Source organism: Acinetobacter sp. 148 (genome assembly GCF_031196675.1).
GTDB lineage: Bacteria > Pseudomonadota > Gammaproteobacteria > Pseudomonadales > Moraxellaceae > Acinetobacter > Acinetobacter baumannii.
The window spans coordinates 18,311-41,683 of record NZ_JAVIMT010000062.1; the positions used below are offsets into that span (position 1 = coordinate 18,311).

Below are 23,373 nucleotides of genomic sequence, written 5' to 3' on the forward strand. Positions count from 1 at the left end.
TGTCAGGTCGTCCCGACATGATTACCCATTATGGGGGAGGTCGTTCCTCCTTTATGTGAAGACTCAGTTTACTTTAAAATAAAAAATGAAGGCAAACCCGAACTCAAACTTGCCTCTATCAGAAAATATTATTCATTTTTTAACTGTAAAATTTTTCGTGCACCATTTAAAACGAACAAAACAATAATCAATCCAATAATTAAATCAGGATAACGAGAGCCTGTGATTGCAACCAATATTCCCGCAATAATGACACCTAAGTTTACGATGACATCATTTGCAGAAAAGATATAACTGGCCTTCATATGTGCCCCACTCTCCTTATGATCTCTCATTAAATAAAGGCAAGTAATATTGGCCGCAAGTGCTAAGCCACCAATTAAAATCATGAGAATTGAAACAGGTTCACTGCCGTATATAAAACGACGTAGTACATCAACTAACACAATCATGGCTAAGCCAAACTGAAACCATCCGGAAATATGTGCAGCCTTTAATTGAGCATTGAGGTTTTTACCCACCACAAATAAAGCAATGCCATAAATTGCCGCATCGGCAAACATATCGAGCGAGTCAGCAATTAACCCTGTTGATGATGCAATAATGCCTGCCATAAATTCGATAAAAAACATCACAGCATTAATGAGTAACAACCACTGTAAAACCTGTTTTTGTGCTGCATGGTTTGAAGAACTAGTACACACTTTTTTAGGCTTTTCAACGGGTTCATAGTGAGGCTGGGTTTGTTGCAACTCTGCCCCTAAACCTAATCGCTGCAGGCTTCGGGTAATTTTTTCAGCGTCTGCACTGTGATACACCGCTAAATGCCGAGCAGGTAAATCAAATTCAAGTTCTTGAATATGTTCAGCATAAGGTGCTAAAGCCATTCGCACCATTTGCTCTTCTGCTGCGCAATCCATGTGAGGAATATGGTAATAACTCACCCATTGGATTTTATTCGCCGCAGGTTCACTCGGCATAGAATAGTCCTGAGTTGCTACGCTTGAGCACCCGCAGCTTGAGCAGCTTTTATTTACATTTATTTGATTCTCTTGTTTTTCTAAAGCCATCTTTGCACCATAACTGACACAAAAAACAATGCCATCAGTATAAACCAATGGCATGTCATTAAGCTTACTTTTTGTTCGGCAATTAGAATTTTAGTGTTAACCCAGCTCCATAATACCAACCATGTTCTGAGTCGGTTCCAGTTTGCCAAGCGGTTTGTTTTAAACCTTTTTCATAACCATAACCGACATCAACAAATGGCATGACCTTTTTATTGATTTCATAACGGGTTTGAAAGCCGGCTTGTAAACTCGACAGGCCTGTTTTACTGGCATACCGAGATTCATCTTGTAAAACAGCATCTGCTTTTAAATAGGGCTTACCAATCAACTTTTGTGTAAAAAGCAAATCTCTTTCTGTCTCTAGGCTTAACTTCCATAACTTATCTTCACCTACATAAAGATAAGCATCGGTTTCAAAAAAGTAAGGCGCCATGCCATGTAAGCCCACTACACCAGCCCAGCGATCTTGCTTTTCATCTTCCCGTTGCAAACGTTCGTAGTTTACACCGGCCTGTACATCCCAATAGTCAGCTACATTTCGACTATAAAGTACTGAACCGCCATAATTGGCATCTTCTGACTCTGCTTTTTCAACGTGGGCTTTAATGAACAATTTATTTTCATCCGTTCCCACCCAAGTTTCTAATTCAGAAGAAAAACTACCTTCTCCTTCTTCATTTTGAGTCCAGCCAGTATCAATCTTTGTTGCTTGATAAACCTGTCCACCATGTTCGTGTAAATGATCGTGTGTTAAAGGTTCTTGAGCAAAAGCAAATACAGATATACCCGAGAAAGCACCGCAACATATCATTTGAGAAAATAACTTAGTGATGCGCATGACTAGCTCCTTTCTCATTTTCAGATTGAACAATTGGCTGGGTCTGAGCGGGTTGTTGCCCATCGTTGACTTGAGCCACAATTAATTTATTCATCATTCCAGCACTCATGTGATAGAGCAGATGGCAATGAATCGCCCATTCTCCCAAAGCATCGGCTGTCAATAACGCCGTAACGGTCTTTCCAGGTGGAACAATAATGGTATGTTTATTTGGTAAATTTTCAGCTTGTTGACCATTTTCCAATTGCATAAACATGCCATGTAAATGCATTGGATGTGCCATCATACTGTCATTCACAAACTTCAAGCGTATGCGTTCACCATACTTAACTTGTAAAGGTGTCGTGTCACTAAATTTCTTGCCATTAATGGTCCAGATATAACGTTCCATGTTGCCGCCTAAACGAATGACTAATTCTCGTTCGGGCGCACGAGTATCTGGCTGAGGTGTTAAAGATTGCAAATCGCTATATTGCAGTGCTTTCATACCCGCTGGCGTTGAAGCATTTGCCCAGCCATAAACTGGTTCATCCTTTTTAGGCTTATTCTCAGATTGAGCAGGCATCTCATGATTCATATTCATCATAGCGTGGCCATGCTCGCTAGCTGACATTCCCTGCATATCATGCTTCATGTGCATCATGGAATGATCATGTTCGCCAGATGACATATTTTTCATGTCATGATCCATATTCATCATTGTGTGATCATGATTAGCCTGACTCGTCTCTTTTTTCATTTCAGGCATGGCCGACATGTCATGTTGCATGTTCATTTGATGGCCAGCATGTTCATTACTTCCACCACCATGACTCATGCCCATATCATCCATGGTCAATAAAGCACGTGGACGTGGTGTTGGCATTTGGACTGGTCCCACAGCCTGCGTATTTTCATTGTGCAAAGTTCCAATGGCAAAACCACTACGGTCAATAGACTCTGCTTCAATCTGATAATTTGGCTGTTTAGGTTCCACAATGACATCGTAGGTTTCAGCTGTACCAATACGAAACTCGTCAATTGCAACAGGTTTGACTGGCTGCCCATCTGCACTTACAACTGTCATTTTCAAATTTGGAATTCTGACATCAAAAAATGACATTGCTGATGCATTAATAAATCGCAATCGAACCTTATCACCAGCTTTAAAGTTACCTGTCCAGTTTTGCTGAGGTGTCTTGCCGTTAACTAAGAAGGTATAACCCGTCACATCAGACATATCGGTTTTTAACATCCGCATCTGATTCCACATTGAACGATCTTGCCAAGTTGCTTTTAAGCCTTGTGTTTTAACTTGCTTCAAAACATCAGATACGGTTTCACGGCGGTTTTGATAATACTCAGCAGATTTCTTCAAATTCTTCATAATGCTATCGCTAGAAGAATCATGGAAATCTGAAAGCATCACTACATAATCACGATCAGTTTTTTCATGCGCCGCAACTGGTATTTTGCCTTTTGGGTAAATCACAAGCGGCCCATATAAACCGTCTTGTTCTTGGCCTTTACTATGGGCGTGATACCAATATGTGCCATTTTGTTTCACCTTAAAGCGGTAAACAAAATCTCCATTTGGAGCAATCCCTTTAAAATTATTAAAACCCGGCACACCATCCATTAACCCCGGCAGTAACAACCCATGCCAGTGTAAAGAGGTATCTTGATTCTTTAATTGATTATGGACGTGAATAACAGCCTCATCCCCCTCTTCAAACTCAAGGAGTGGTGCTGTAAATTTTCCATTTACGGTAATTCGTTTAAGGGGTTTGCCCGTAACATTGACTTGTTGTTCATTAATATTAAGGTGATATTCCTTAATTGCCGCAAGAGTCCATGGTGAAACCAATAGACCAAATACAGCGACGAGGCTGCTAATCGTTTTATGAGACATTGCTTTAATCCTTTTAACTAAAAAAATAAGTAAGAAAGGATTAAGCTTTTGGTGGACGTAAGATTTCTTGCCAGTATCCGGCTAAATGCTGTGCCTGATAAATACTACTAAATTGAGATGGAATAGGAATAAATGATGATTCAATATCTGGTACAGCTTGCTGTAAAGCCAGATTTACCATCTGACAATGGACCGGGTTACAGTCTTGGCAGTGTTCACCATGTTGGTGAGAAACCTGCCCCATAGATTGATGACACGTTGCCTGCTCATCAGCTTGAATATGCATAGAGTGATGTTTCATTTGCTCACTATGACACGGCATAGTATGAAGATCATGCTGCATAGGTGTCTGAGCAATAGACACACCACTCCACCCAATAACTAAAGTCATCAGGAACACAAACCAAGCATACTTGTGTAAGTGTTGCAGTGTCATCATTTATTGCCTTGAGCAATCTACTTATCTTAGTTGTTTAGCATAACCAAGTTTTAAATTAGATACAATTTTCCATCTTAGATGATTGTTATTAAGGTCATTAAGCAAATGGAGGTTGATGCTGAAGAACCAAATCAATTACCTGTAATGCACCTTCTTGCTCATTATTTGCAGTTGTGTAAGGAGCAACGGATTTTAAGGCTTCAACTGCATTTTCGACTGCAAACCCATAACCTGCTGCTTTAATCATCTGGATATCATTATTGTTATCACCAATCGCAACGACTTGATCGGGTTGAACCTGCCATTTTTGCAATAATAGCTTCAAACCATGTGCTTTGTGCTGGTCCGGAAGAATCAAATCGATAAAATTAAAGCCACTTGAAACTGGTACCAAAACCTTATCTTTTACAAAACTTTGCTTCTGAAAATGCTCAAAAATCGTAAAACTTTCATTTTCCTGCGCAGTAAAAGTAATTTTACACACCAAGTCATCTAGTGCATAAAAGTCATCTATAACCGTCAGCTTTTCAAAATAGCGAGCGACTTTAGCATAATCTTCTGCATTCATACTGCTATGCACATAAGCACTCTGTTTTCCGCAGATCACCATTTTAGAGGTATACACTGGGTCAATCGCATTTAAAATCTCAATGAATTGCTCTTTGCTTAAATGAGCAAAAGCTAACTCTTGCCCCGCATCTACAACATGAGCACCATTTTCGGCAATAAAAGCAATCTCATGATTAATTTCTGGAAAATACGTAACAAGCTTTGCAAGCTGGTTACCACTAGCGACTACAAAACGGATATTATTTTGTTTTAGTTGTTCATACTGTTTTAAAAAACGTGCTTTGTTGTACTGCTTCTTAGAATTAAGAAAAGTCCCATCCATATCTACCGCTAAAATTTTTACTGTCATTAATGATCTATGTCTCTTACTAAAATCTTATTAAATCAAATTTAGCTTTATTTTTCATGACACTTTTACAGTTTTCTATTCAATATATTTTAAAAAGTTTTACACAAGCCTTCTCGTTTTTTGCACAGGTTATTTTTTAGCAAAGCTTAATAAAAAAACAGATCCAAAAATATCCCTATAGAATAGAAAAAGAACGCCAAAGCGTTCTTTTTTCATACATTTTGCTTAGAGAATAAACGGTTGATCTCATTTTGTTTATTTTACCAACATCTTATCCATATGGTTATCAACACAGTTATCCATACAGTTATAAACAAAGTTATCCACAAGTTTACTCTCAGCTTAATATTCTTTTTTTAAGCGTCTACACTACCGACTTTTGCAAGCTCTGCACGCATTTGATCAATCACAACTTTATAATCTGGTTGACCAAAAATTGCCGAACCAGCAACGAACATATCTGCACCAGCTTCTGCAATTTCACGGATATTTGCAGGACCAACACCACCGTCTACTTCTAAACGGATATCACGGCCACTTGCATCAATAATTTTACGCGCTTCACGTAATTTTTCTAAAGTCATTGGAATGAACTTTTGGCCACCAAAACCTGGGTTTACACTCATTAATAAAATTTGGTCAACTTTATCAAGAACATAGTCTAGATAATGCAATGGTGTTGCTGGGTTAAAAACTAATCCTGCTTTAGCACCACCAGACTTAATAAGCTGTAATGAACGGTCAATGTGATGAGAAGCTTCTGGGTGAAACGTAATGATATCTGCGCCTGCTTCTAGGAAATCACCAATAATACGGTCAACTGGAGATACCATTAAATGCACATCAACAGGAGCAGTAATTCCATAATTTTTTAAAGCCTTACACACACCTGCACCAAAAGTTAAATTTGGAACATAGTGATTATCCATCACATCAAAATGCACTACATCGGCACCTGCAGCTAACACTTTGTCTACATCTTCGCCTAAACGAGCAAAATCGGCAGATAAGATAGAAGGAGCAATCAAATAAGGCTTGGACATAGGTGGATGACCTGGCTAAAAATTTAAGGAGAGGCTAAAAATTATAACAAAAAAGAACCTACTTGGCCCGCTCTTCCTTGCTTAAATGACAACATTTCAAACTTGCAACGTAACGTTGCTACTATAGAATGCCAAGTGCCAAACGAATTTGTTAAGGTACATTAAACCAATGTGAGGATTGATAATGAAAAGCACAACTCATCTATTAACAAATGATGGAAAACGCATTGCAAAACGTCTAGTTAATCATTGGAAACATAAATTTGAAGTACAAGAAACTGAACAAGATTTTAAAATCTTAATGCCTACAGCAACTATTACGCTTGCGCCAGAAACAGAGCAGTTAAATGTTGCTATTGATAGCCAGTTAGATGACCATAACCACTTGGAAAAAGTTATCCTTGATCATCTAAACCGTATGGCTCAACAAGAATTTCAGGTGAAATGGCAGCACTAATTATTCGCCAGTGACCTTTTCCAACTGGATTGCATGAAACTGCAAATGCTCATCCATAAAGGTCTGGATAAAATAATAGCCATGATCATAGCCAGCATGTTGTCTTAAAGTTAAAGGCTGTCCTGCCTTTAAACATGCTTGCTTAAATTTTTCAGGGTGAAGTTGTTCATAAAATTGGTCATCTAATCCCTGATCCACCAAAATTTCATTAAATACCGCACCATTTTTTGAGACTAAAGCCGTGGCATCATGAGCCAACCAGCTATCGCGGTCTGTACCTAAATAATGGCTAAATGCTTTTTCACCCCATGCACATTCAGTTGGCGCGCAAATCGGTGCAAATGCAGACACTGACTTAAACTTCTCAGGATATTTAAAAGCTAAAGTTAAGGCGCCATGTCCCCCCATCGAATGTCCAAAGATACCGACCTGTTGAGCATTGACTGGAAAACTTTTTAAAATAAGTGGATATAACTCATCGATTAAATAGCTTTCCATCTGATAATGCTCAGACCAAGGCGCTTGCGTTGCATTAATATAAAAGCCTGCGCCTTGACCTAAATCCCAATTGTCACCTACTGCAACTTGTTCACCACGAGGTGAAGTATCAGGTGTAATCAGTATAAGACTAAGCTGGGCAGCCATATGCTGTGCATGTGCCTTAATGGCAAAAGTTTCTTCAGTACACGTTAAACCCGCTAAGTAAAACAAAGTTGAACAAGGTTTACCTTCTAAAGCGGCAGGTGGCAAATAAACCCCAAACTTAGTAGAGCCTTTTAATAATTGAGAATCAAACTGATAAATGCGCTGCTCACCTTCAAAGCAGCGGTTTTTTTGCAGGAGTTGCATCGTTTTTAGCCTCTGTTTGTGTCTGAGCAATATTTACACTACCTGTATTTGGTTGAGGAAAAAGATATTTTTCCAACTGAGGTAGCATAAGTTCCATATTCTTACCAATCATCCATTGTGGCTCTGAAGGTTCTACACCTTGAGCTACTTCCCATTTGGTTACGGTTTGCTTAGCGGCATTAAACGAATCTTTCATAGAAGACTGCTCTCGCATCGCCAAATCAAAGAAAGCTCGTCCAAAATAAGTATAGTCTGCTTCGTTATTACAACCGAACGAAGTTTTATCCGCAGCAGATGCCGTAATAATTAAAGTATCAGGTGACTGTAACGCCGGAATAAAACTTCCTGAGTAACAAGCAGAAATGACAATCACACGCCAACGTATCCCCGCTTTATCGAGCGTTTCACGTAACCATTTCGGATCGACTTGCCCCAAATCTAGAGGTGCATTTTCAATTTCAAAATGGTTTTGCTCACCGTGCGATGTCATATATAAAAATAACACATCACTATCACGGTTCATTTGCTGGCCCATACGGCGTAAGGCCAACTCTATACTGGTTTTAGATGCAATCGGGATTTCGGTTCGGGTATCCGGATTATTGACCAGCATCATTGAACGCCCGACTGTACCAAAACGCGTATCAAATTGTTCTTTAATACGAACCACTTCCGATTTAAAAACGTCTTGATAACTATCGCCTGCAACACCCAAGAAATACCAATGACTTTTAGCTAACTCACCATATTGAACTTGCTCTAAAGCATCATGAAGTAATTTACTTTGTGCATAAAAAGCATCTTCGGCAAAAGTAGGTGGAGAATCTTCCACTTTCCAAATAGGCTGATCTTTTACTGAAAGTTGCCAAACCACCATGGTCGCAATGGTCGCAACCATAACCAATGCCCGCTCCCACCAAGGCCACTTAAGCTCACGTGAGAACACCCAAATGACCGCCAAACTTTGCCACACAAAAAGTGCTACAAACAAACCAGGTAAAATACCGTTATAAATAGCATCAGGAATAAAGTTTAGATAACCATTAGATCCCAAATATTGAATTAAACACTGTATTAATAAAATATTGGTATCTAAAACCAACCACAATAAGGCTGGAACCAACATTAAACGCGGCTGATTAATACGCTGTGATAAGAAAATACCAACAATAAGCGCAATAAAAGGCCAAAGTGCGTATCCAATTAGACCTTGTGAGTTGAAGTCGCCAATTTGACCGGCAACAAGCCAACTATAAAGTGAGTTGGTACACCCACCTAATACTCCCCAAACAATGAGCTGAAGAATAGAGGGATGTACGATCTGTAAGGAACGTCTTGACCCCAAAAATAACCACATTCCGGCAAGCTGGTTACTTTTAAAATCATGCCAAAAGTTAATGGAAGGTTTGAGATCAATCATAAAAAGGTTTCAAAAATTTCGTTTTTGTCAGGCACCATAAGTGTATGCCTGCTAAGAATTTTAGCAATCATGCTTTTGAACTATATCACATATATTTGTGCATTATTCAAGCAATAAAACTTAACCTTACATAAGCTTACTGAAAGTAAGCATCAAAACGACAAGCATCCCCCTGCCACTGATGGGCTGGTTCTTGATTTGCTAAAAAAATAGCATGTCGTGGACGTTTTACAATCACTCGCTTTGCAACTTTTTTGGCTAGCTCAAGCAAATGATCACCCAAATCCATTTCTCCATCTTCGGGTAAAAGTAAATGCAAAAGCTGCATCTGCTTTTTGACTTGGGCTTGTTTTTTAATTGCTTGTTGATTTTGATCGCGCTGTGGGAACATCGGGTCAAGGTAGACCACATCAACTGTTTTTTCTTCTTGATCTAATTGCTGTAAATAGCTTGCAGAGTCAGCGAAGATCAGTTGGATACGATCCATAAATTGGCTTAAAAAGGGATCATGCTGTGCCTGAGCTTTCGAATCTTCAAGTAAAGTAAATAAAATCGGATGACGCTCAACAAGCTGGATTTGGGCTCCTAGATAAGCCATAAGTAAGCTGTCATGACCTAAGCCCGCTGTAGCATCGACCAGTACTGGCTTTTCACCTAACTGACAAGCACGAGCAATCATTTCTGATTTAAGACTTGCACGTTTTAAGCGTGGAATTTCAGCTTTCCAGTCAGGCTGCATTTTCATGCCATTTGCAGACAACCAAAGCCCATTTTCATCTACACAAAGTGCCAGTTCAGGGTTTAAGCGTAAGAAACGGGCATTAAGTTTTTCAATAGGCTGTAAATCGACAGTCACGCCTCTAGAATAAAGCATAGCTTGGTAGTGCTGTGCTTGTTCTTGAAAATCTACTTCAAAATATATGTGCATGCGCAGTGCCTTTAATTTGCTTTGCCCTGATCCGCAATTTTTTTCCATGCATCATCACGCAAGTAAACCGGTAAAGCATGTTCAGCATCAACCCACTGCTTTTGCGCTGCATAGACACGTGCAATCGAAGCAATGTCTTGTGCAGTGGCAGTGATTGTTTGATGTTCTGCATCAGTTTGAAGGAGCTTAGCACCCGAACCGATTAAGCAATGCTTTGCATAGGCAGCCGCTTGCTCGTAGTTCATTAATTTTTCTTCATCTATACACTGCATGATGCCTTGCTCATCTAGAACAAAACTTGCAATGTAAACTTCATTCATACGTGCATCGAGTACCGCAGTCACCTGTTCTAAACCTTCAAGTCGGTAAGCCGCTTGTGCTAAAGCCTGTAAGGTAGAAACTGGAATTACTGGTAAATCTTGAGACCAAGCTAAAGCCTGAGCAACTGCTGCATTAATTCGAACACCACTAAAAGAACCGGGCCCTCGACTAAAGGCAATTGCATCTAAACCCGCTACGTCAAGTCCGGTTTGTTGTAACCCTTGCTCAATCATTGGCAAAATGGCCTGGGTTTGTGCTTTCGCTCGCGTATCGAGTTGGAAAAAGAGTTCTTGGGTTTCATCGATTAATGAAATGGAACATTGCTCGTTTGCAGTTTCCAACGCCAGCAGTTTCATGCACAACCTTAGTATTCAATCAGATTAAAAACGGAAGTTATGATACCCCACTCGGCTCTGATAGGCGAGTTGTTCCTATCTAAATAAAAATGCCAAGCTGGTGCTTGGCATAGAAAATATCTCGCTAAAATTTTAAAAGTAGAATTCTTTCAAATCGGCATAGCTTTTAAAGTGTTCAGCATAATGTAGTGCGCTCAAGCGTATTTTTGCTGCGCCTTCTTCATCTAAAGTTTTTACAATTTTGCCAGGTGAGCCCATTACCACTGAGTTATCTGGAATCACTTTACCTTCCGGTATTAAAGCATTCGCACCAATAATACAGTTCTTACCAATCACGGCTCGATTTAAAATGACAGCATTCATACCAATCAAACTGTTATCGCCAATCGTACAACCATGCAACATGACTTTATGCCCAACAGTGACATATTCGCCAATATTTAGCTCAAGGCCCGCATCAGTATGTAATACCGAATTTTCTTGAATATTAGAAAAATTACCAATCCGAACGACACAATTATCGGCACGCACTACAGCACCAAACCAAATACTGACCTGACGGCCTAGTTCTACTTGTCCAATAAGCGTTGCAGTTGGAGCAACCCAGCCATCCCATGGCTCATGTAAGGCTTTTGGATGCTGTCCTTGATAGCTATACATCATAATTTATCAGTCCTGATCTTTATTTTTTATGAGAAAATTTTGGCATTCCAAACGTTGGTGCATTCAGTAGAAATGGCCATTCTTTTTGGTAGCCTAAACCATATTTAAATAAGGCAATTAACATTCGCGCTGTGAGACCCCAAATAATTTCATTATCAATCTGCAAGCTTGGGAAGTATAAAGATTGATGAGCATATCGCACTTCATATGGTGTCGGACGCGTCTCTATAAGTTGCTGTAAAGGCACAAAGAAAATTCGATCAATTTCAGTGGGCTGAGGAATTAAAGTTACCTCAGGAGGAATAAGCCCAACAATCGGTTTTACAGACAAGCCACTTCTTGCACGTTGCATCGGCAAATCGCCTAACAACTGCACATCAAACGGATTTAAAGCCGTCTCTTCTTGAGCTTCTCTTAGCGCTACAACAATATTACTAGTATCACTAGGGTCACGCTTGCCACCAGGAAAAGAAACTTCCCCCGCATGGTTGTTCATATGTATTGAACGGCGTGTAAGCAATACCTTAGGATTATTTTCATTCGTAATCGCAATAAGTACCGCAGCTTGTGCTTCTTGTATGCGGGTGGAAAAGCGCAATCTTTGCTGTAACTTTTGTGTTAGCAAGTGCTCTTCCATACCATTCACCTATTATTCTGTCTCTCTTTGCATCATATCTGAAAATCAAACTTAGGGAATAGAGTTGATGCGTAAGTCTAAAAATTCAGTTATGCTGAGGCATCTCTATACTCGATGATAATTATGAGTTTCTGTGTAGCGTGTGGGCATAAAACCGAACAAAAAATTCCTTTAGGTGATCATAAAGTACGCCGTGTTTGTACTCATTGTGGAAATATTCACTATGAAAACCCCAAAGTAATCTGCGGTGCCTTAGCGTTATGGGAAGACAAAGTATTACTTTGTCGTCGCGCGATTGAACCTCGTTATGGCTTATGGACTTTGCCTGCGGGTTATATGGAATTGTTCGAAACTATGGAACAAGGTGCGGCGCGTGAAACTCGTGAAGAGGCAGAAGCCGAGATTGAAATAGAACAACTTTATTGCATGTACAATATTCCCCGTATTGGGCAAATTTATGTGTTGTTCAAAGCCCAGCTTAAAGATGGCATTTTCGGTGCTGGAGAAGAAAGTATCGAATGTCGACTGTTTGAAGAACATGAAATCCCATGGGGTGAACTTGCCTTTCCTAGTGTTGAACACACATTAAGACATTATTTCGAAGACCGTAAACAACAAGTTTTTCCAACACATCTAGAAACGTTAGGAACTCGTTTAGACCATACAGGCTAATCAATTAGATAATAAAAAAGACCGCTTTTGCGGTCTTTTTTAAACTCTTATTTTGTCTTAATTTGATAACAATCAGCGGTTCTAATCGTTAGAGTTCCACTCATTCGCTCAGCTAAAGCTTTATCATCTTCTGTAGGAGCTGGACTTACATCCTTAATATTATTATATACTCGTTGATAAAAGGCATATGGATTTAACCATGAGACTATTTTGTTATCATAGGTCGTAAGATTAATTCCATTTACTTGCCCTTGTAACAAGTTAGCAACGTTAATTTTTGCTCCACTTACAATTAATGTTTGACCGCCTGTCTCGGTAGTAGCTTGAACAACATTCGAGTTTAACCCAGCCATAATACCATTTAGATTACCGAGTTTAGGTTCAGCAAAAATCATTTTTACTGTAATTGATTTATCATTTGAAGCAGATTCAGTGCCACCCGTTGTTCCTATGCGATACTGTTGAACACCATTATTATCAACCAGAGTATTATCTGAAACAATGCCACAATGGCCAGACATATCTGTTGGTGTTGCATTAGGTTTAATATCAGTTCGAATATCTCCATTTTCATCAATCACAATACCTAAATCGATTGGTGAAATTCCAGCAGTATCAAATTTAATATTTAAAGTACCATATAACGGGAAAATATAAGTTTGCCCTGAGCTCACATTTTTTGAAGTTCTAAAGATATCTTTTGCAAGATAACTTGCTGGAGTTACTTTATAGATGTCTAGCGAACCATTATAGTTTTGGTTGCCTATACCTTGACGCCATAGCGCATAGTGTTGAGGATTTGGTGTTTTACTATTTATTGCCCCTAAATATAGACTTTCACGACCGGCAATAAACGAATCATTTAATAATTTACCTTGATAAATTAGTAAATCTTCACTGGTATTAGCTGAGGCTTTTAAATGGAATGGTTGTGTTGATTTAATCTCAGCTTGTAATGGATCGAGCCATGTGGTTTGAGCATTTGCTGTAAGTTGCGCTGGCTTAGATTTAGTTAATACTTCCATTACAGCCGTAACTGTTGAGTTACTGGTAGTCGTACTTGTTCCTTTCCATTGTAAGCCATAACCAAATGTATAGCCTTGACGATCTGATAGTAAAAATAAATTGCCTATCACGTGTTGGGTATTGGCAGCATTTTTTGGGCAATCTGCTAAATTAGCTAAATTACACCCATAAAAATTTTCAGAAATTAAATTAGGTTGAGCTAACGTCAAGTAATCTGATTGATATAAACCGACTAAACTTAAATGAGCTAATTGAGTTACTAAAGCAAAAGCTTGATTATCATCAATTTGGCTAACATTTAGCCAAGGTTTCAAAATACCAGCGTATGCACCACTTTTCCACTCAGCAGCAGTAATATTTTGAAGTACAACATTTAACGTGTTTTTCTTATCTTCAGTAAATAGTGTAGGTTGTATATCTCCAACAACATTATCACCACGCTCTATACCAACGCTTTGAAATAATTTAACCAAGGCCATCGCTACACGAATGGTAGGATCATCTTGACTTAATGAAGCTGGTGCTACCCCCGTTAAAGCCGTTGCCATATCCATAACTTTTAAACGTGGTGAGACAATCACTTTAATTTTTGAAATATTATCTAAATTGATAGAACCTAAATCGATCTTTGTTTTAGTTTGAGTACCTTGTAAAAAGAAGTTTGCGGTATCACCAAGTTTACATGTACCAACAACACTGTTTCCCGAAGCTTTAGTGACAAAACTCTGATTTGCAGCACTACTACAGGTAAAATTTAGACCAGCAACCGGATAATCGAGTGAAAACTCTAAACAATCATTGCTTGATGCAGCGCAACTTCCATTTGCATTTGAATTACCAGAACCACTTGTAGGATCTTCATTAATGGTTGAGCTACCACCGCCACAACCATTCAGCATCATTGCTAATGTGGTTAATGCAAAAGGCCATAATAATTTTTTATTCATTAGATACCCTACTTATTTTTAACGTAATACTGAAATTTGAATCTGTCCCTGATTAGATAACTCGTGTTCTGCTACATCTACAGAGGAAGATAATGGAGTTAACATCATATAACGTGCATGAGGCGGCACCCTTAAAGTACCTTGAATCGATGCATGTTGTAATATTGTGGAAGGATAAGACTTGCTCTTAAAACCACTTGCACCTTCTAAAATACAACCCTTCTCATCTAAAAATATAGCTAAAGGCCAATAATATAAAGGTGCGGAATTACTCGCTGCAAATGACATAAGTTGTAAATGTTGTACAGATGAATCTAGTTTTACCAACTCATATTCAAACTTTTCTTTTAATGGCTTTCGAGGCCATAAATTTACTTCTTTTTTAGCTCCAAGCACTTTGATTGACTTTTTATAGCCTTGAACAAAACATTTATCTTGCTCAAAAGTCGTTTCTAATTCTTTTTGAGACAGACGTATATAAGTTGGAGCTAAAACAATCGCTCCTTGATCTTCCTGAGTTTGCTTATTAAACAATTGTTCTAAGGTAGACTTGCTTACACCTTTTTTTCTTTCGATAAACTCTGTTCTTCCAAGTCCATCCGGCATAACATAAAAGCGTTTTTTACCTTCAAGATTAAATTCCTGATCTTCAAGATATTCATTATTTACATACTCTACGCCATCAATACTTGTAAATTTAGATCGATCATTTGAAGGATCTGGTATTGAAACAGTTTGAGAAGTACTTTGTGAAGATGAATAAATTTTAGCTGGAACACTTTCTGTCTTAACGCTACTAGTCTGTTTTTTAACTTCCTCCTTCTGAGCTTTACTCATTCTTAAAGGAAGCTCCGGTGCAGTCGGTGCAGTATTTAATTTTTTTGTAGGATGTGGTTCAAACTTTTTAAGCTCTTTTGAATTCTGAACATTTTCTTTAGATGCTTCTTGAACAGGTGTAGCATTTACATGCGGTTGTACAACTTGTTTCGGTGCTTCTACTCTACTCTTGGATTGCTTTTGTTCTACTTTTTTACTGGGTACAATCATTGGACGACCATCTGGACCAATGATTGTAAAGAAACCATCTGCATAAGATACAGAAACGCTTGCTACCGCAATACATAAAGTCGAGATAGCAAATTTAGGTCGAAACATCGATTTATATTGTTTTACCATTTTGTTCTATAGCTCAAACCAAGCACTGTGATTTTTGTATTCGTTTTTACATCTAGGCCCGAATAAGGGTTTAATAGAATATTATCGACACCACACTTATTCGACAATGTACTCGTACAGGCTGGAATATTGTCACGACTACGCAAGAAACCCACTGAAAGGTCTAGATCTGTATCTGCGTCAAAACGATAACCTAAGCCAAGACCAAATAATTGTGCATTATTGATCGGGACCATGGTATTACGTTTATCATCAGGTATCGAACTAGCTCGAGGCTCGTAACCAGCCCTTAATTTCAAACGATCGGTTGCTGAATATTCAAGACCAATTCCCCAACTCCACGGCGAGGTAAATTTCAATGGCAATGCCAATGAATTATCGGTAACGTCATTAGATAAAAGCTTAGCTACTTTTAATAGCGTAATTTGACGATCGAACTCAAACTTAAACTTATCCCAAGCCGAATAGTCAGTCCATCCTACGTCAAAATTAACTTGTAAATCTGGTAATATTTTATATTTAATACCTGCTTGGAAATGTGCAGGGTATTCAAGATCCATAGCGACTAAACCAGATTCAATATTAGGTACATTGCCCGGTAGTCCTAGAATTGCAGCTAAAATTTGTCCTGTAGCAGATGAGTTAAGACCCTTGATAAGTTCTTGAGGTGCTCTGGCATTATCAATCATATACTTGCCTTTTAAACGCATTTTGGCAGCACTTTGATATACCATACCAAAACCAAAATCGTCTGTTGGTTCCCAAAGTAAGCCTAAGTTATAGCTTGGACTTAATGATTGTTCTAATGAAACTTGTAATGCCCCCATTTTATTAAATGGATTCATACCTTCTTGGGCATTACACATACCAAATAATAGTAAATCAGTAATCATGTCACTATTATTTTTAAAGGGAGCACACACAACTTCATCAACCATACGCAATACACCAATCATCTCATTCGGAAAACGTAAATCAGTTTTCAGTGCGATTGCGTTATAGGACATCCCTACGGAAGCACCAATCGATAAATGATCATTTACCTGATAACCGAAAGATGGGGATAAATAGGTGATCCGCTCAACTGCAACTTGTTGGCCCATGTAGTTACCTGGATTACCATTCTCTGCCCCAAAACCTGCGACTAATGGTGCATACATGGCGGTCGCGTAGGTAATTTTTGAACCAGGTGGTTTATAGGCAATTCCTGCGGTAGGAGCAACTAGTGGATAACCAGCTCCGAGATCTACCATTTTTTTAAGAATAGGTACATACAGGCTCGCGTACTCCACATCACCATGTACTGTCCCTTTAAAATCTGTACAAATATTAGCTGAAACCTCAGGACCATCATTACAAACGAGAGGGTCATCTGAATAACCAAAGATGTTATAACCAGGTGGAGCTGAAAACTCACGCTGAATATCAAAGTTAGCAAGGATCCCCTGCACATCTGTTTGCAGGCCATCAATTTTTGCTAAAGCTGCAGGGTTAAAATGAACTGCACTAATACCAGGGGGGTCTGCAGTTACAGCATTCCCCATCGATAGTGAGCGAATATCAACAGCTAAGTTTTGTCCTAATTGAGCATTGGCAAAGCTAGAAAAACCGGAGATAACAATTGCCGCCGTTAAAGGACATAATTTAGGATATTTCACCTGCATATCTCCTTATTTTTGTTTTTTATTAAAACCTAAAATATCTAACGGGAATGACAGACCAAGTGAAATATCTGGTGCATCTTCAGTTAAACCAATACCAACCGTACCGTTAACGATCGTTTCAGGCGAAACACGAACACCCAATGCGAAAGATAACATTGCACTACTTTGATCTGGCGATTTATATGAATCACCATTATTAAATTGGAATTCAGCATCCATATTAAAGCTCTGCTGATATGACATGGTTAAAGACACGTCATAGTTAAATGAGTAAGCAAAGCCAAATGAGAAACCACCACTAATTCCTGGATCAAATGAGGTTAATGTACGAGAACCTCGGGCTTGATTAAGACCACTTTCTTTAAAACCGTAATTGGCAGAGGCAGAAGCGAAGAGAACGACTGGATCAATATATTTACGGGTACTGGCCCCTACACCAACCGAGTAATAACCTTTACCCGTTGATAGCTCATCTAAACCAATCTCATAAGGGCTATCCCCTGTTTTTGTAGAGACACTACCAAAAAGAACCAAGGGTAAACGGCCTTGTTTTAAAGGAAATGGTTCCCAACGCGCACCAAGTGAAATATCACCCAATCCTGCTGTTGTTGTATCTCGAATAATTTCAGACTTTGCTACAAAAGGAAGAGTTGCGGATAAAGTTAAGTTATCCAATACCCCATATTGAAAAGTAAAACTATTCGTTAATGTATGGTTTGCATCTTCTTCAACACGTAAACGATTAAGCTGAGATGAATTATCTGCTAAAGCCAAATCAATTCGAGTATCGCGATAATAGGTATAATCGAGATCATAATAAGAAGAAATTACGCCCTTCTTAATCAAAGAGTATTGACGTTCATTTGAAGTAAATACCTCTTGTAAATTTGTCTCTTGAGTTGCATCACCTTCCTTCTTCTGTAGGGCATTAGCAGCTTGATTTGCCCCGCTATTATTTTCAGGTACATTCTCTGTAGAAGGTGCTTCAGAAGCTTGTGTTCCCACATCTGTACCAACAGAAGAAGAATTTGTTGCTTCAGCAGCTAGAGAATTTACCTCGACTCCTGCATCCGTGCTCTGATTCGATAATTCTACCTGTGTTTGTTGTACCTGATCTTCGGCATAAATTGTCCCTGTAATGGCGCTCATACTTAAAGCCAACACACTCATATTTATCCATCGATTATTCATGTTTTTCTCACCCAATTTATTTATTTTACTAACTTTAAATTTGACTATTTACGTTTGTAATAAAGACGCATATAGGTTTCTATCGGCTTTCCATAGGTTGCAGAATGGCTATCACTATCTAGCACGAGTCTCATCGTCGAAGCTTTATTTGCTGTACGATCATAATTAAACGCTGGATATTGCACATCAACAAAAGCATATTTATTGACCGTCGCATCTTCCACATGGCGCATATCTGCATCTTTTAACGCCAATAAGTCTTTGCGCTGTGATTCAGGAACAGAAATAACAAATAAAGTATTATTATCCCAAATTTCTTTAAAACGTCCCTCATCAAAACTGATATTCCCTAAAGCAGGGTCAGCTACGTATACTCGTCCATCTTTATAAGCTTTATATACGACAAAATGTTTAAAACCAGCATATGAAATAGGCACAATTGCTGGCTGCCCCAGTTTGACTAAATCAGAAAACTCACCTCGATAACCACCGCTTTCTAAACCAATTGCTGTGACAAAGCGTTTCATATCAAGTAACGAGAAACTTCGTCGCTCAATAATACGTTGATATTCGCCATACTGCAGCAAACCACTCATTGTTTGCTGTTCAGTTAAGCTCGTTCCAACATAGCCGTTTAATAAAGTCGTAAGTGCAGCAGATCCACAACTATAATCGTAGGCTTGTCGGACAATGCCACGAAATTGGTCTTCGACAGCTGGTTTTATGGTAACTGGTTCAATATGGTTTCGATGAAACGATAAATTACGTGAATCGGCAGTCTCTGTATAATAAACAGTTCCCGGCGGCTTTTTTTCTATTTCGAAGGCTTCTGTCGCAAAGTAATACATCAATGCTGAGCCTAAAACTATCTCTAACATAAGCGCTTGGTCTAAATGGTGGCCTAACTGGCCTTATTCATTTTATTCTTAGAGCAATAGCTCTACATCCCTGTGTGTTGAAGATACCTTTTTTTTCTGTAAAAAACAGCTTTTTTTTAATCTTTTTGATGAATGCATAGTTTTACATTTATAAACTGATAATTAATTCTCATTTCAAATATTTCATATTATTCATTATTATATAAGTTTATATTATTTATATAGAAAGATATAAAGTTTAATTTTCTTTAAATAAATAAAAAGCGCGTATGGACGCGCTTTTTACAAATCTTTAAATTAATGACCAGAGATAGTAATTGTAGAAGTTCCGACATTTAAACCTTGGATTTCTAAATCACCAATTGAAGCATTACCCGCCGCGCCAAGGTGTACGCCTTGCGCATAAACATTCATACCTTGCGCACTGTTATTTTGGATACGTAATCCTGTAGGAACAACAGAAATGTTCGCATTCACATCCAAGTCACCAGTTGTATTACCAGCACCACGAACCATTACTTTATCTAGGACAATTTTACCACCACCAGCGGCATCATTAATACCAAAGTTAGATAGAGTTAAACCACCTTGCAAGCTTGAGTTCACTTTAATCATTGCGCCTTGCGGAGTTGAACCTAATTGAACATTTGCAGAAATTTGACCCAAAGATAAATCCAAACCAGAGATAATTTCAGTTGGAGCTGTTTCAGTAATACCACGTACAGCAGTCGTCTCATTTAATGTGCCAGAACTACCAACACCAATTGAACCCACATGTACATCAACCGCACCTACTGTTGCCGCAACGTTTAAGAAAGCACCGTTTGAACCAGAAGCACCATTTGTATCAATTGCTAAATCTAGAAGATTGCCTGTACCTTTTTGAGTTACAGTAACACCACTAATTGCGATTGCGCCAGCAGTACCTGAAGCACCCGTAATACCTGTTGATGTTGCTAAACCATCATTATCATGTAGATATAGTTTATCGATAGTAATACCGCCTGAACCTAAAGCGATACCAATATTAATACCATCTTGACCTGTAGCAGCACTAAGCGCAGCATCATCCATTGATTGCATCGCCATTGCATTTGCACTGATAGCTAAAGAAGAAACTAAAGCAAGTTTAGTGAACATTTTCATTGAGCACTCTCCCAAGAGCATTTATTTTTTGACTTTAACCACTCTCACTGTCTCAAGTTGCATTTTTCTTTTATGGCAACCGAAACTTCCAATCCTTGAGTAGTTTTGCTTAGCAATTACTAAATTACAGCTACGTTAATTTTTGTTCAACTAGTGTAATGCATTTTTTGCCAATTACCCGACAAACGGTACGACATCAAACTGACTAAAAAGATTTATTACTATTCTGAAATCTGAAGGATAATTCGGTTATTTTTTCCACGAAATGTTAGGGTCTTTTCACTCAACTGCCTGTTGAACTCTAACTTGTAGTAAACTATGCCACCTCTTCCAAACTCTCACATGTTTAAAATGTCTCATTTAAAGAAAAAAATCTCTTTAGAAAGCTATTACTCTGCTGCCGATATTTTAAATAAATTAGAAGAGTTAACTGGACTTGTATATCTTCAAGATGATAACAATCCTGTTATTGGTTTTTTACCAAAAAATTATTTAATCACTCAAAATAACCAAAAATTTTTATTTACTAAAACTGATTTAAACAAATATAAGTTTTCATCTTATATAGAAAATCTTTTAGATTTTACACAATTCCAATCTCAAGAAATAGAAAATAGCAATAGAGAAAAAATAAGTTTTAAGGGGGGGTATATTGGTTTTATTAGCTATGACTTTTCTGCACATCAATTTATAAATAATCAATCACATAAACAACCGTCTTTATTTATAGGTTCCTATTATTCTTTTATTAAAAAAATAAATAATGAATGGTATTTTTTTAGCGATGAAAATAATGCTTTTGAAATTTTTAACTATCTTTCAGCTCTACTCAATAAACCTTCTAGCAAACTACAAAAAAACAATTTTAAACTAGAACAAAATATTCATCCTCGCTGGTCTAAGAATACATACTTAACTGTTTTTCACAAAATACAAGAATATATTAAGGCAGGAGATTGTTATCAAATTAACCTTACTCAAGAATTCAAAGCGAATTTTACTGGTTCATTATTAAATAAAGCAGATGAGCTATGGAATTTAACCAATGCACCATATTCTGGTTATTTAAAATTAACAGAATTTGAGTTGTTAAGTTGCTCTCCTGAATTATTTATTGAATTTAATGTAGATAAGCAAATTAAAACCAGACCCATTAAAGGTACAATGCCTCGTTATGAGAATAAAGAGCAGGATTTACTTTCAAAACAAACTTTAAAAAATTCTAAAAAAGATCAAGCAGAAAATGTGATGATCGTTGATCTATTACGTAATGATTTGAGCATTTATGCCAATACAGGTTCGGTAAAAACAACAAAACTATTCGAAATTGAGAGCTTCAATCAAGTTCATCATATGGTGAGTGAGATTACGGCTACACTTAAAAATGATATTAATCCTATGCAGATGTTACTCACTGCTTTACCAGGAGGTTCAATTACAGGAGCTCCTAAAATTCGGGCAATGCAAATTATTGAAGAGTTAGAAGGTGCGCCAAGAGGAGCATATTGTGGGACTTTGGGATATTTTAATTTTGATGGTACTGGGCGCTGGAATATTCTGATTCGTAGTTTTCAACAATATCAAAACCAGCTCTCTATTTGGGCAGGCGGCGGTATTACTATTGCTTCAGAGGCTGAGGCTGAATATCAGGAAAGCCTTGATAAAATCTCTGCTATGCTGAACTTGATGAACAGCACAGCAGAATAAGTATTAAAGAATATCTTGCTTCAAAGTTTGAACTAAACGCGCGTTTTGCTCATCAGTTCCAACCGTGATACGTAAAAACTGATTAATGCGAGGCTTATTGAAGTAACGAACAATAATGCCCTGCTCACGTAATTTTTGTGCAAGTTGCCCAGCATCATGCTGTGAATGCGTAGCAAAAATAAAATTCGCTTTCGATGGCAAAACGTTAAAACCAAGTTCAGTTAAATCACGAACAAGTTTCTCTCGACTTGTTATAACTTTTTGGCACTGCTCTTCAAAATAAGCCTGGTCTTCAAAAGAAGCTACCGCTGCTGCAATAGCAAAGCGATCAATTGGATATGAATTAAAACTATTTTTTACAGCCTCAAGTGCTGCAATCAAGTGCGACTGAGCAATCGCAAACCCGACTCGTAGACCTGCTAAAGAACGAGACTTTGAAGTCGTTTGGCATACCACAAGATTTTCATAGCGGTTTATCAAACTTACAGCTGACTCAGCACCAAAATCAACATAAGCTTCATCAATCACAACCACGCGGTCCGGATTTGCCTGTAATACTTGTTCGATTTCTGCCAAGCTGAGCGCAATACTGGTTGGTGCATTTGGGTTGGTAATAATAACCCCACCATTTGGCTGGGTATAATCTCGCACATCAATTTCAAAATTCTCATTGAGAGGAATTTCTTTTGTTTTTGTGCCAAAAAATTGGCTATAAACTGGATAGAAACTATAAGTGATGTCTGGATACAGGATTGGTTCATCTTGAAGAAAAAATGCTTTAAAGATATGAGCCAACACCTCATCAGAACCGTTACCTACAAAAACTTGAGATACATCAATATTCTGTTGTTTCGCAATTGCTTGCTTTAACGCTGTCGCATCCGGATCTGGATATAGACGCAGAGCATCGGCTTGTTCATGTAACACCGCTTGAACTGCTTCTACTACTTTTGGTGATGGTGGATACGGGTTTTCATTGGTATTTAACTTTAATAGATTCTGGATTTTAGGTTGTTCACCTGGCACATACGGCTCTAATTCACGAACCTCAGGACTCCAAAAACGCATTTGTGCTGTAGATACAGTCATAGTCTTATCTCAAAAAAGGGCTGAAAGTCAGCCCTGAATAATCATG

At 38.2% G+C, this 23,373-nt stretch carries 22 protein-coding genes; 3 read left to right on the top strand and 19 right to left on the bottom strand.

Features of this window, described 5'->3' with window-relative positions; all coding sequences use genetic code 11:
- Positions 1 to 128 precede the first annotated feature (128 nt).
- From RFX69_RS10655 to rpe, 6 genes are all read right to left on the bottom strand, one after another.
- Complete coding sequence (locus RFX69_RS10655) at positions 129 to 1,124, bottom strand: cation transporter (protein WP_272314441.1); 996 nt, start codon at positions 1,122 to 1,124, stop codon at positions 129 to 131.
- Positions 1,125 to 1,152: 28 nt separating this feature from the next.
- Positions 1,153 to 1,908, bottom strand: a complete 756-nt coding sequence (locus RFX69_RS10660; protein WP_289332865.1) for a copper resistance protein B — start codon at positions 1,906 to 1,908, stop codon at positions 1,153 to 1,155.
- The gene (locus RFX69_RS10665; RefSeq protein WP_289332864.1) at positions 1,895 to 3,799 is read right to left on the bottom strand and encodes a copper resistance system multicopper oxidase; all 1,905 of its coding nucleotides are present in this window, start codon (positions 3,797 to 3,799) and stop codon (positions 1,895 to 1,897) included. Before RFX69_RS10665 ends, RFX69_RS10660 begins: the two co-directional genes overlap by 14 nt.
- Positions 3,800 to 3,839: 40 nt before the next feature.
- Positions 3,840 to 4,235 carry a hypothetical protein gene (locus tag RFX69_RS10670; RefSeq protein ID WP_000174917.1) on the bottom strand — a complete coding sequence of 132 codons (396 nt, stop codon included), beginning with the start codon at positions 4,233 to 4,235 and terminating at the stop codon, positions 3,840 to 3,842.
- Positions 4,236 to 4,335: 100 nt separating this feature from the next.
- On the bottom strand, positions 4,336 to 5,157 hold the full coding sequence (locus RFX69_RS10675) for a Cof-type HAD-IIB family hydrolase (RefSeq protein WP_000216415.1): 822 nt from the start codon (positions 5,155 to 5,157) through the stop codon (positions 4,336 to 4,338).
- Positions 5,158 to 5,513: 356 nt separating this feature from the next.
- Entirely contained in the window at positions 5,514 to 6,200 is a 687-nt protein-coding gene (rpe, locus tag RFX69_RS10680; protein ID WP_000043044.1) for a ribulose-phosphate 3-epimerase, read from the bottom strand.
- 184 nt (positions 6,201 to 6,384) lie between these two features.
- Here rpe and RFX69_RS10685 point away from each other — a divergent pair, with 184 nt between their 5' ends.
- Positions 6,385 to 6,657, top strand: coding sequence for a DUF2218 domain-containing protein (locus tag RFX69_RS10685; RefSeq protein WP_289332863.1), 273 nt, complete (start codon positions 6,385 to 6,387; stop codon positions 6,655 to 6,657).
- Here the strand turns inward: RFX69_RS10685 and fghA are convergent, their stop codons facing one another.
- From fghA to RFX69_RS10715, 6 genes are all read right to left on the bottom strand, one after another.
- Positions 6,658 to 7,506, bottom strand: a complete 849-nt coding sequence (fghA, locus tag RFX69_RS10690; protein WP_001176401.1) for an S-formylglutathione hydrolase — start codon at positions 7,504 to 7,506, stop codon at positions 6,658 to 6,660.
- The gene (locus tag RFX69_RS10695; RefSeq protein ID WP_000566255.1) at positions 7,475 to 8,926 is read right to left on the bottom strand and encodes a C13 family peptidase; all 1,452 of its coding nucleotides are present in this window, start codon (positions 8,924 to 8,926) and stop codon (positions 7,475 to 7,477) included. The genes fghA and RFX69_RS10695 overlap by 32 nt, the downstream gene beginning before the upstream one ends.
- A 136-nt stretch (positions 8,927 to 9,062) precedes the next feature.
- Complete coding sequence (locus tag RFX69_RS10700; RefSeq protein ID WP_000548435.1) at positions 9,063 to 9,854, bottom strand: class I SAM-dependent methyltransferase; 792 nt, start codon at positions 9,852 to 9,854, stop codon at positions 9,063 to 9,065.
- 11 nt (positions 9,855 to 9,865) lie between these two features.
- On the bottom strand, positions 9,866 to 10,531 hold the full coding sequence (gene tsaB, locus RFX69_RS10705; RefSeq protein WP_271056401.1) for a tRNA (adenosine(37)-N6)-threonylcarbamoyltransferase complex dimerization subunit type 1 TsaB: 666 nt from the start codon (positions 10,529 to 10,531) through the stop codon (positions 9,866 to 9,868).
- A 132-nt stretch (positions 10,532 to 10,663) separates the two neighbouring features.
- On the bottom strand, positions 10,664 to 11,191 hold the full coding sequence (locus tag RFX69_RS10710) for a gamma carbonic anhydrase family protein (protein WP_086223200.1): 528 nt from the start codon (positions 11,189 to 11,191) through the stop codon (positions 10,664 to 10,666).
- A gap of 22 nt (positions 11,192 to 11,213) precedes the next feature.
- A complete protein-coding gene (locus RFX69_RS10715) occupies positions 11,214 to 11,840 on the bottom strand; it encodes a CoA pyrophosphatase (RefSeq protein ID WP_002000136.1) in 627 nt (208 codons plus the stop codon).
- A 114-nt stretch (positions 11,841 to 11,954) separates the two neighbouring features.
- Here RFX69_RS10715 and RFX69_RS10720 point away from each other — a divergent pair, with 114 nt between their 5' ends.
- Positions 11,955 to 12,503 carry an NUDIX hydrolase gene (locus RFX69_RS10720; RefSeq protein ID WP_000006663.1) on the top strand — a complete coding sequence of 183 codons (549 nt, stop codon included), beginning with the start codon at positions 11,955 to 11,957 and terminating at the stop codon, positions 12,501 to 12,503.
- Between the two features lie 47 nt (positions 12,504 to 12,550).
- Here the strand turns inward: RFX69_RS10720 and RFX69_RS10725 are convergent, their stop codons facing one another.
- The 6 genes from RFX69_RS10725 to RFX69_RS10750 form a co-directional block, all read right to left on the bottom strand.
- Positions 12,551 to 14,476 (bottom strand): protein FilF, encoded by a 1,926-nt coding sequence (locus RFX69_RS10725; protein WP_289332862.1) that lies wholly within the window; start codon positions 14,474 to 14,476, stop codon positions 12,551 to 12,553.
- Between the two features lie 18 nt (positions 14,477 to 14,494).
- The gene (filE, locus tag RFX69_RS10730) at positions 14,495 to 15,652 is read right to left on the bottom strand and encodes a putative pilus assembly protein FilE (protein WP_094081250.1); all 1,158 of its coding nucleotides are present in this window, start codon (positions 15,650 to 15,652) and stop codon (positions 14,495 to 14,497) included.
- Positions 15,646 to 17,310, bottom strand: a complete 1,665-nt coding sequence (locus RFX69_RS10735; RefSeq protein WP_005129619.1) for an OmpP1/FadL family transporter — start codon at positions 17,308 to 17,310, stop codon at positions 15,646 to 15,648. The genes filE and RFX69_RS10735 overlap by 7 nt, the downstream gene beginning before the upstream one ends.
- Positions 17,311 to 17,322: 12 nt before the next feature.
- Positions 17,323 to 18,507 carry a hypothetical protein gene (locus tag RFX69_RS10740; protein WP_005129621.1) on the bottom strand — a complete coding sequence of 395 codons (1,185 nt, stop codon included), beginning with the start codon at positions 18,505 to 18,507 and terminating at the stop codon, positions 17,323 to 17,325.
- Between the two features lie 44 nt (positions 18,508 to 18,551).
- Positions 18,552 to 19,385 carry a C39 family peptidase gene (locus RFX69_RS10745; protein ID WP_025470092.1) on the bottom strand — a complete coding sequence of 278 codons (834 nt, stop codon included), beginning with the start codon at positions 19,383 to 19,385 and terminating at the stop codon, positions 18,552 to 18,554.
- A 297-nt stretch (positions 19,386 to 19,682) separates the two neighbouring features.
- Positions 19,683 to 20,531, bottom strand: a complete 849-nt coding sequence (locus tag RFX69_RS10750) for a DUF6160 family protein (RefSeq protein WP_005129629.1) — start codon at positions 20,529 to 20,531, stop codon at positions 19,683 to 19,685.
- 318 nt (positions 20,532 to 20,849) lie between these two features.
- Between RFX69_RS10750 and RFX69_RS10755 the strand changes: the two genes are divergently transcribed.
- Positions 20,850 to 22,238: an anthranilate synthase component I family protein gene (locus RFX69_RS10755; RefSeq protein ID WP_001134896.1), complete on the top strand. Its 1,389-nt coding sequence runs from the start codon at positions 20,850 to 20,852 to the stop codon at positions 22,236 to 22,238.
- A gap of 3 nt (positions 22,239 to 22,241) precedes the next feature.
- Here RFX69_RS10755 and hisC read toward each other — a convergent pair whose 3' ends face one another.
- Positions 22,242 to 23,327, bottom strand: coding sequence for a histidinol-phosphate transaminase (gene hisC / locus RFX69_RS10760; RefSeq protein WP_000218878.1), 1,086 nt, complete (start codon positions 23,325 to 23,327; stop codon positions 22,242 to 22,244).
- Positions 23,328 to 23,373: the final 46 nt, after the last annotated feature.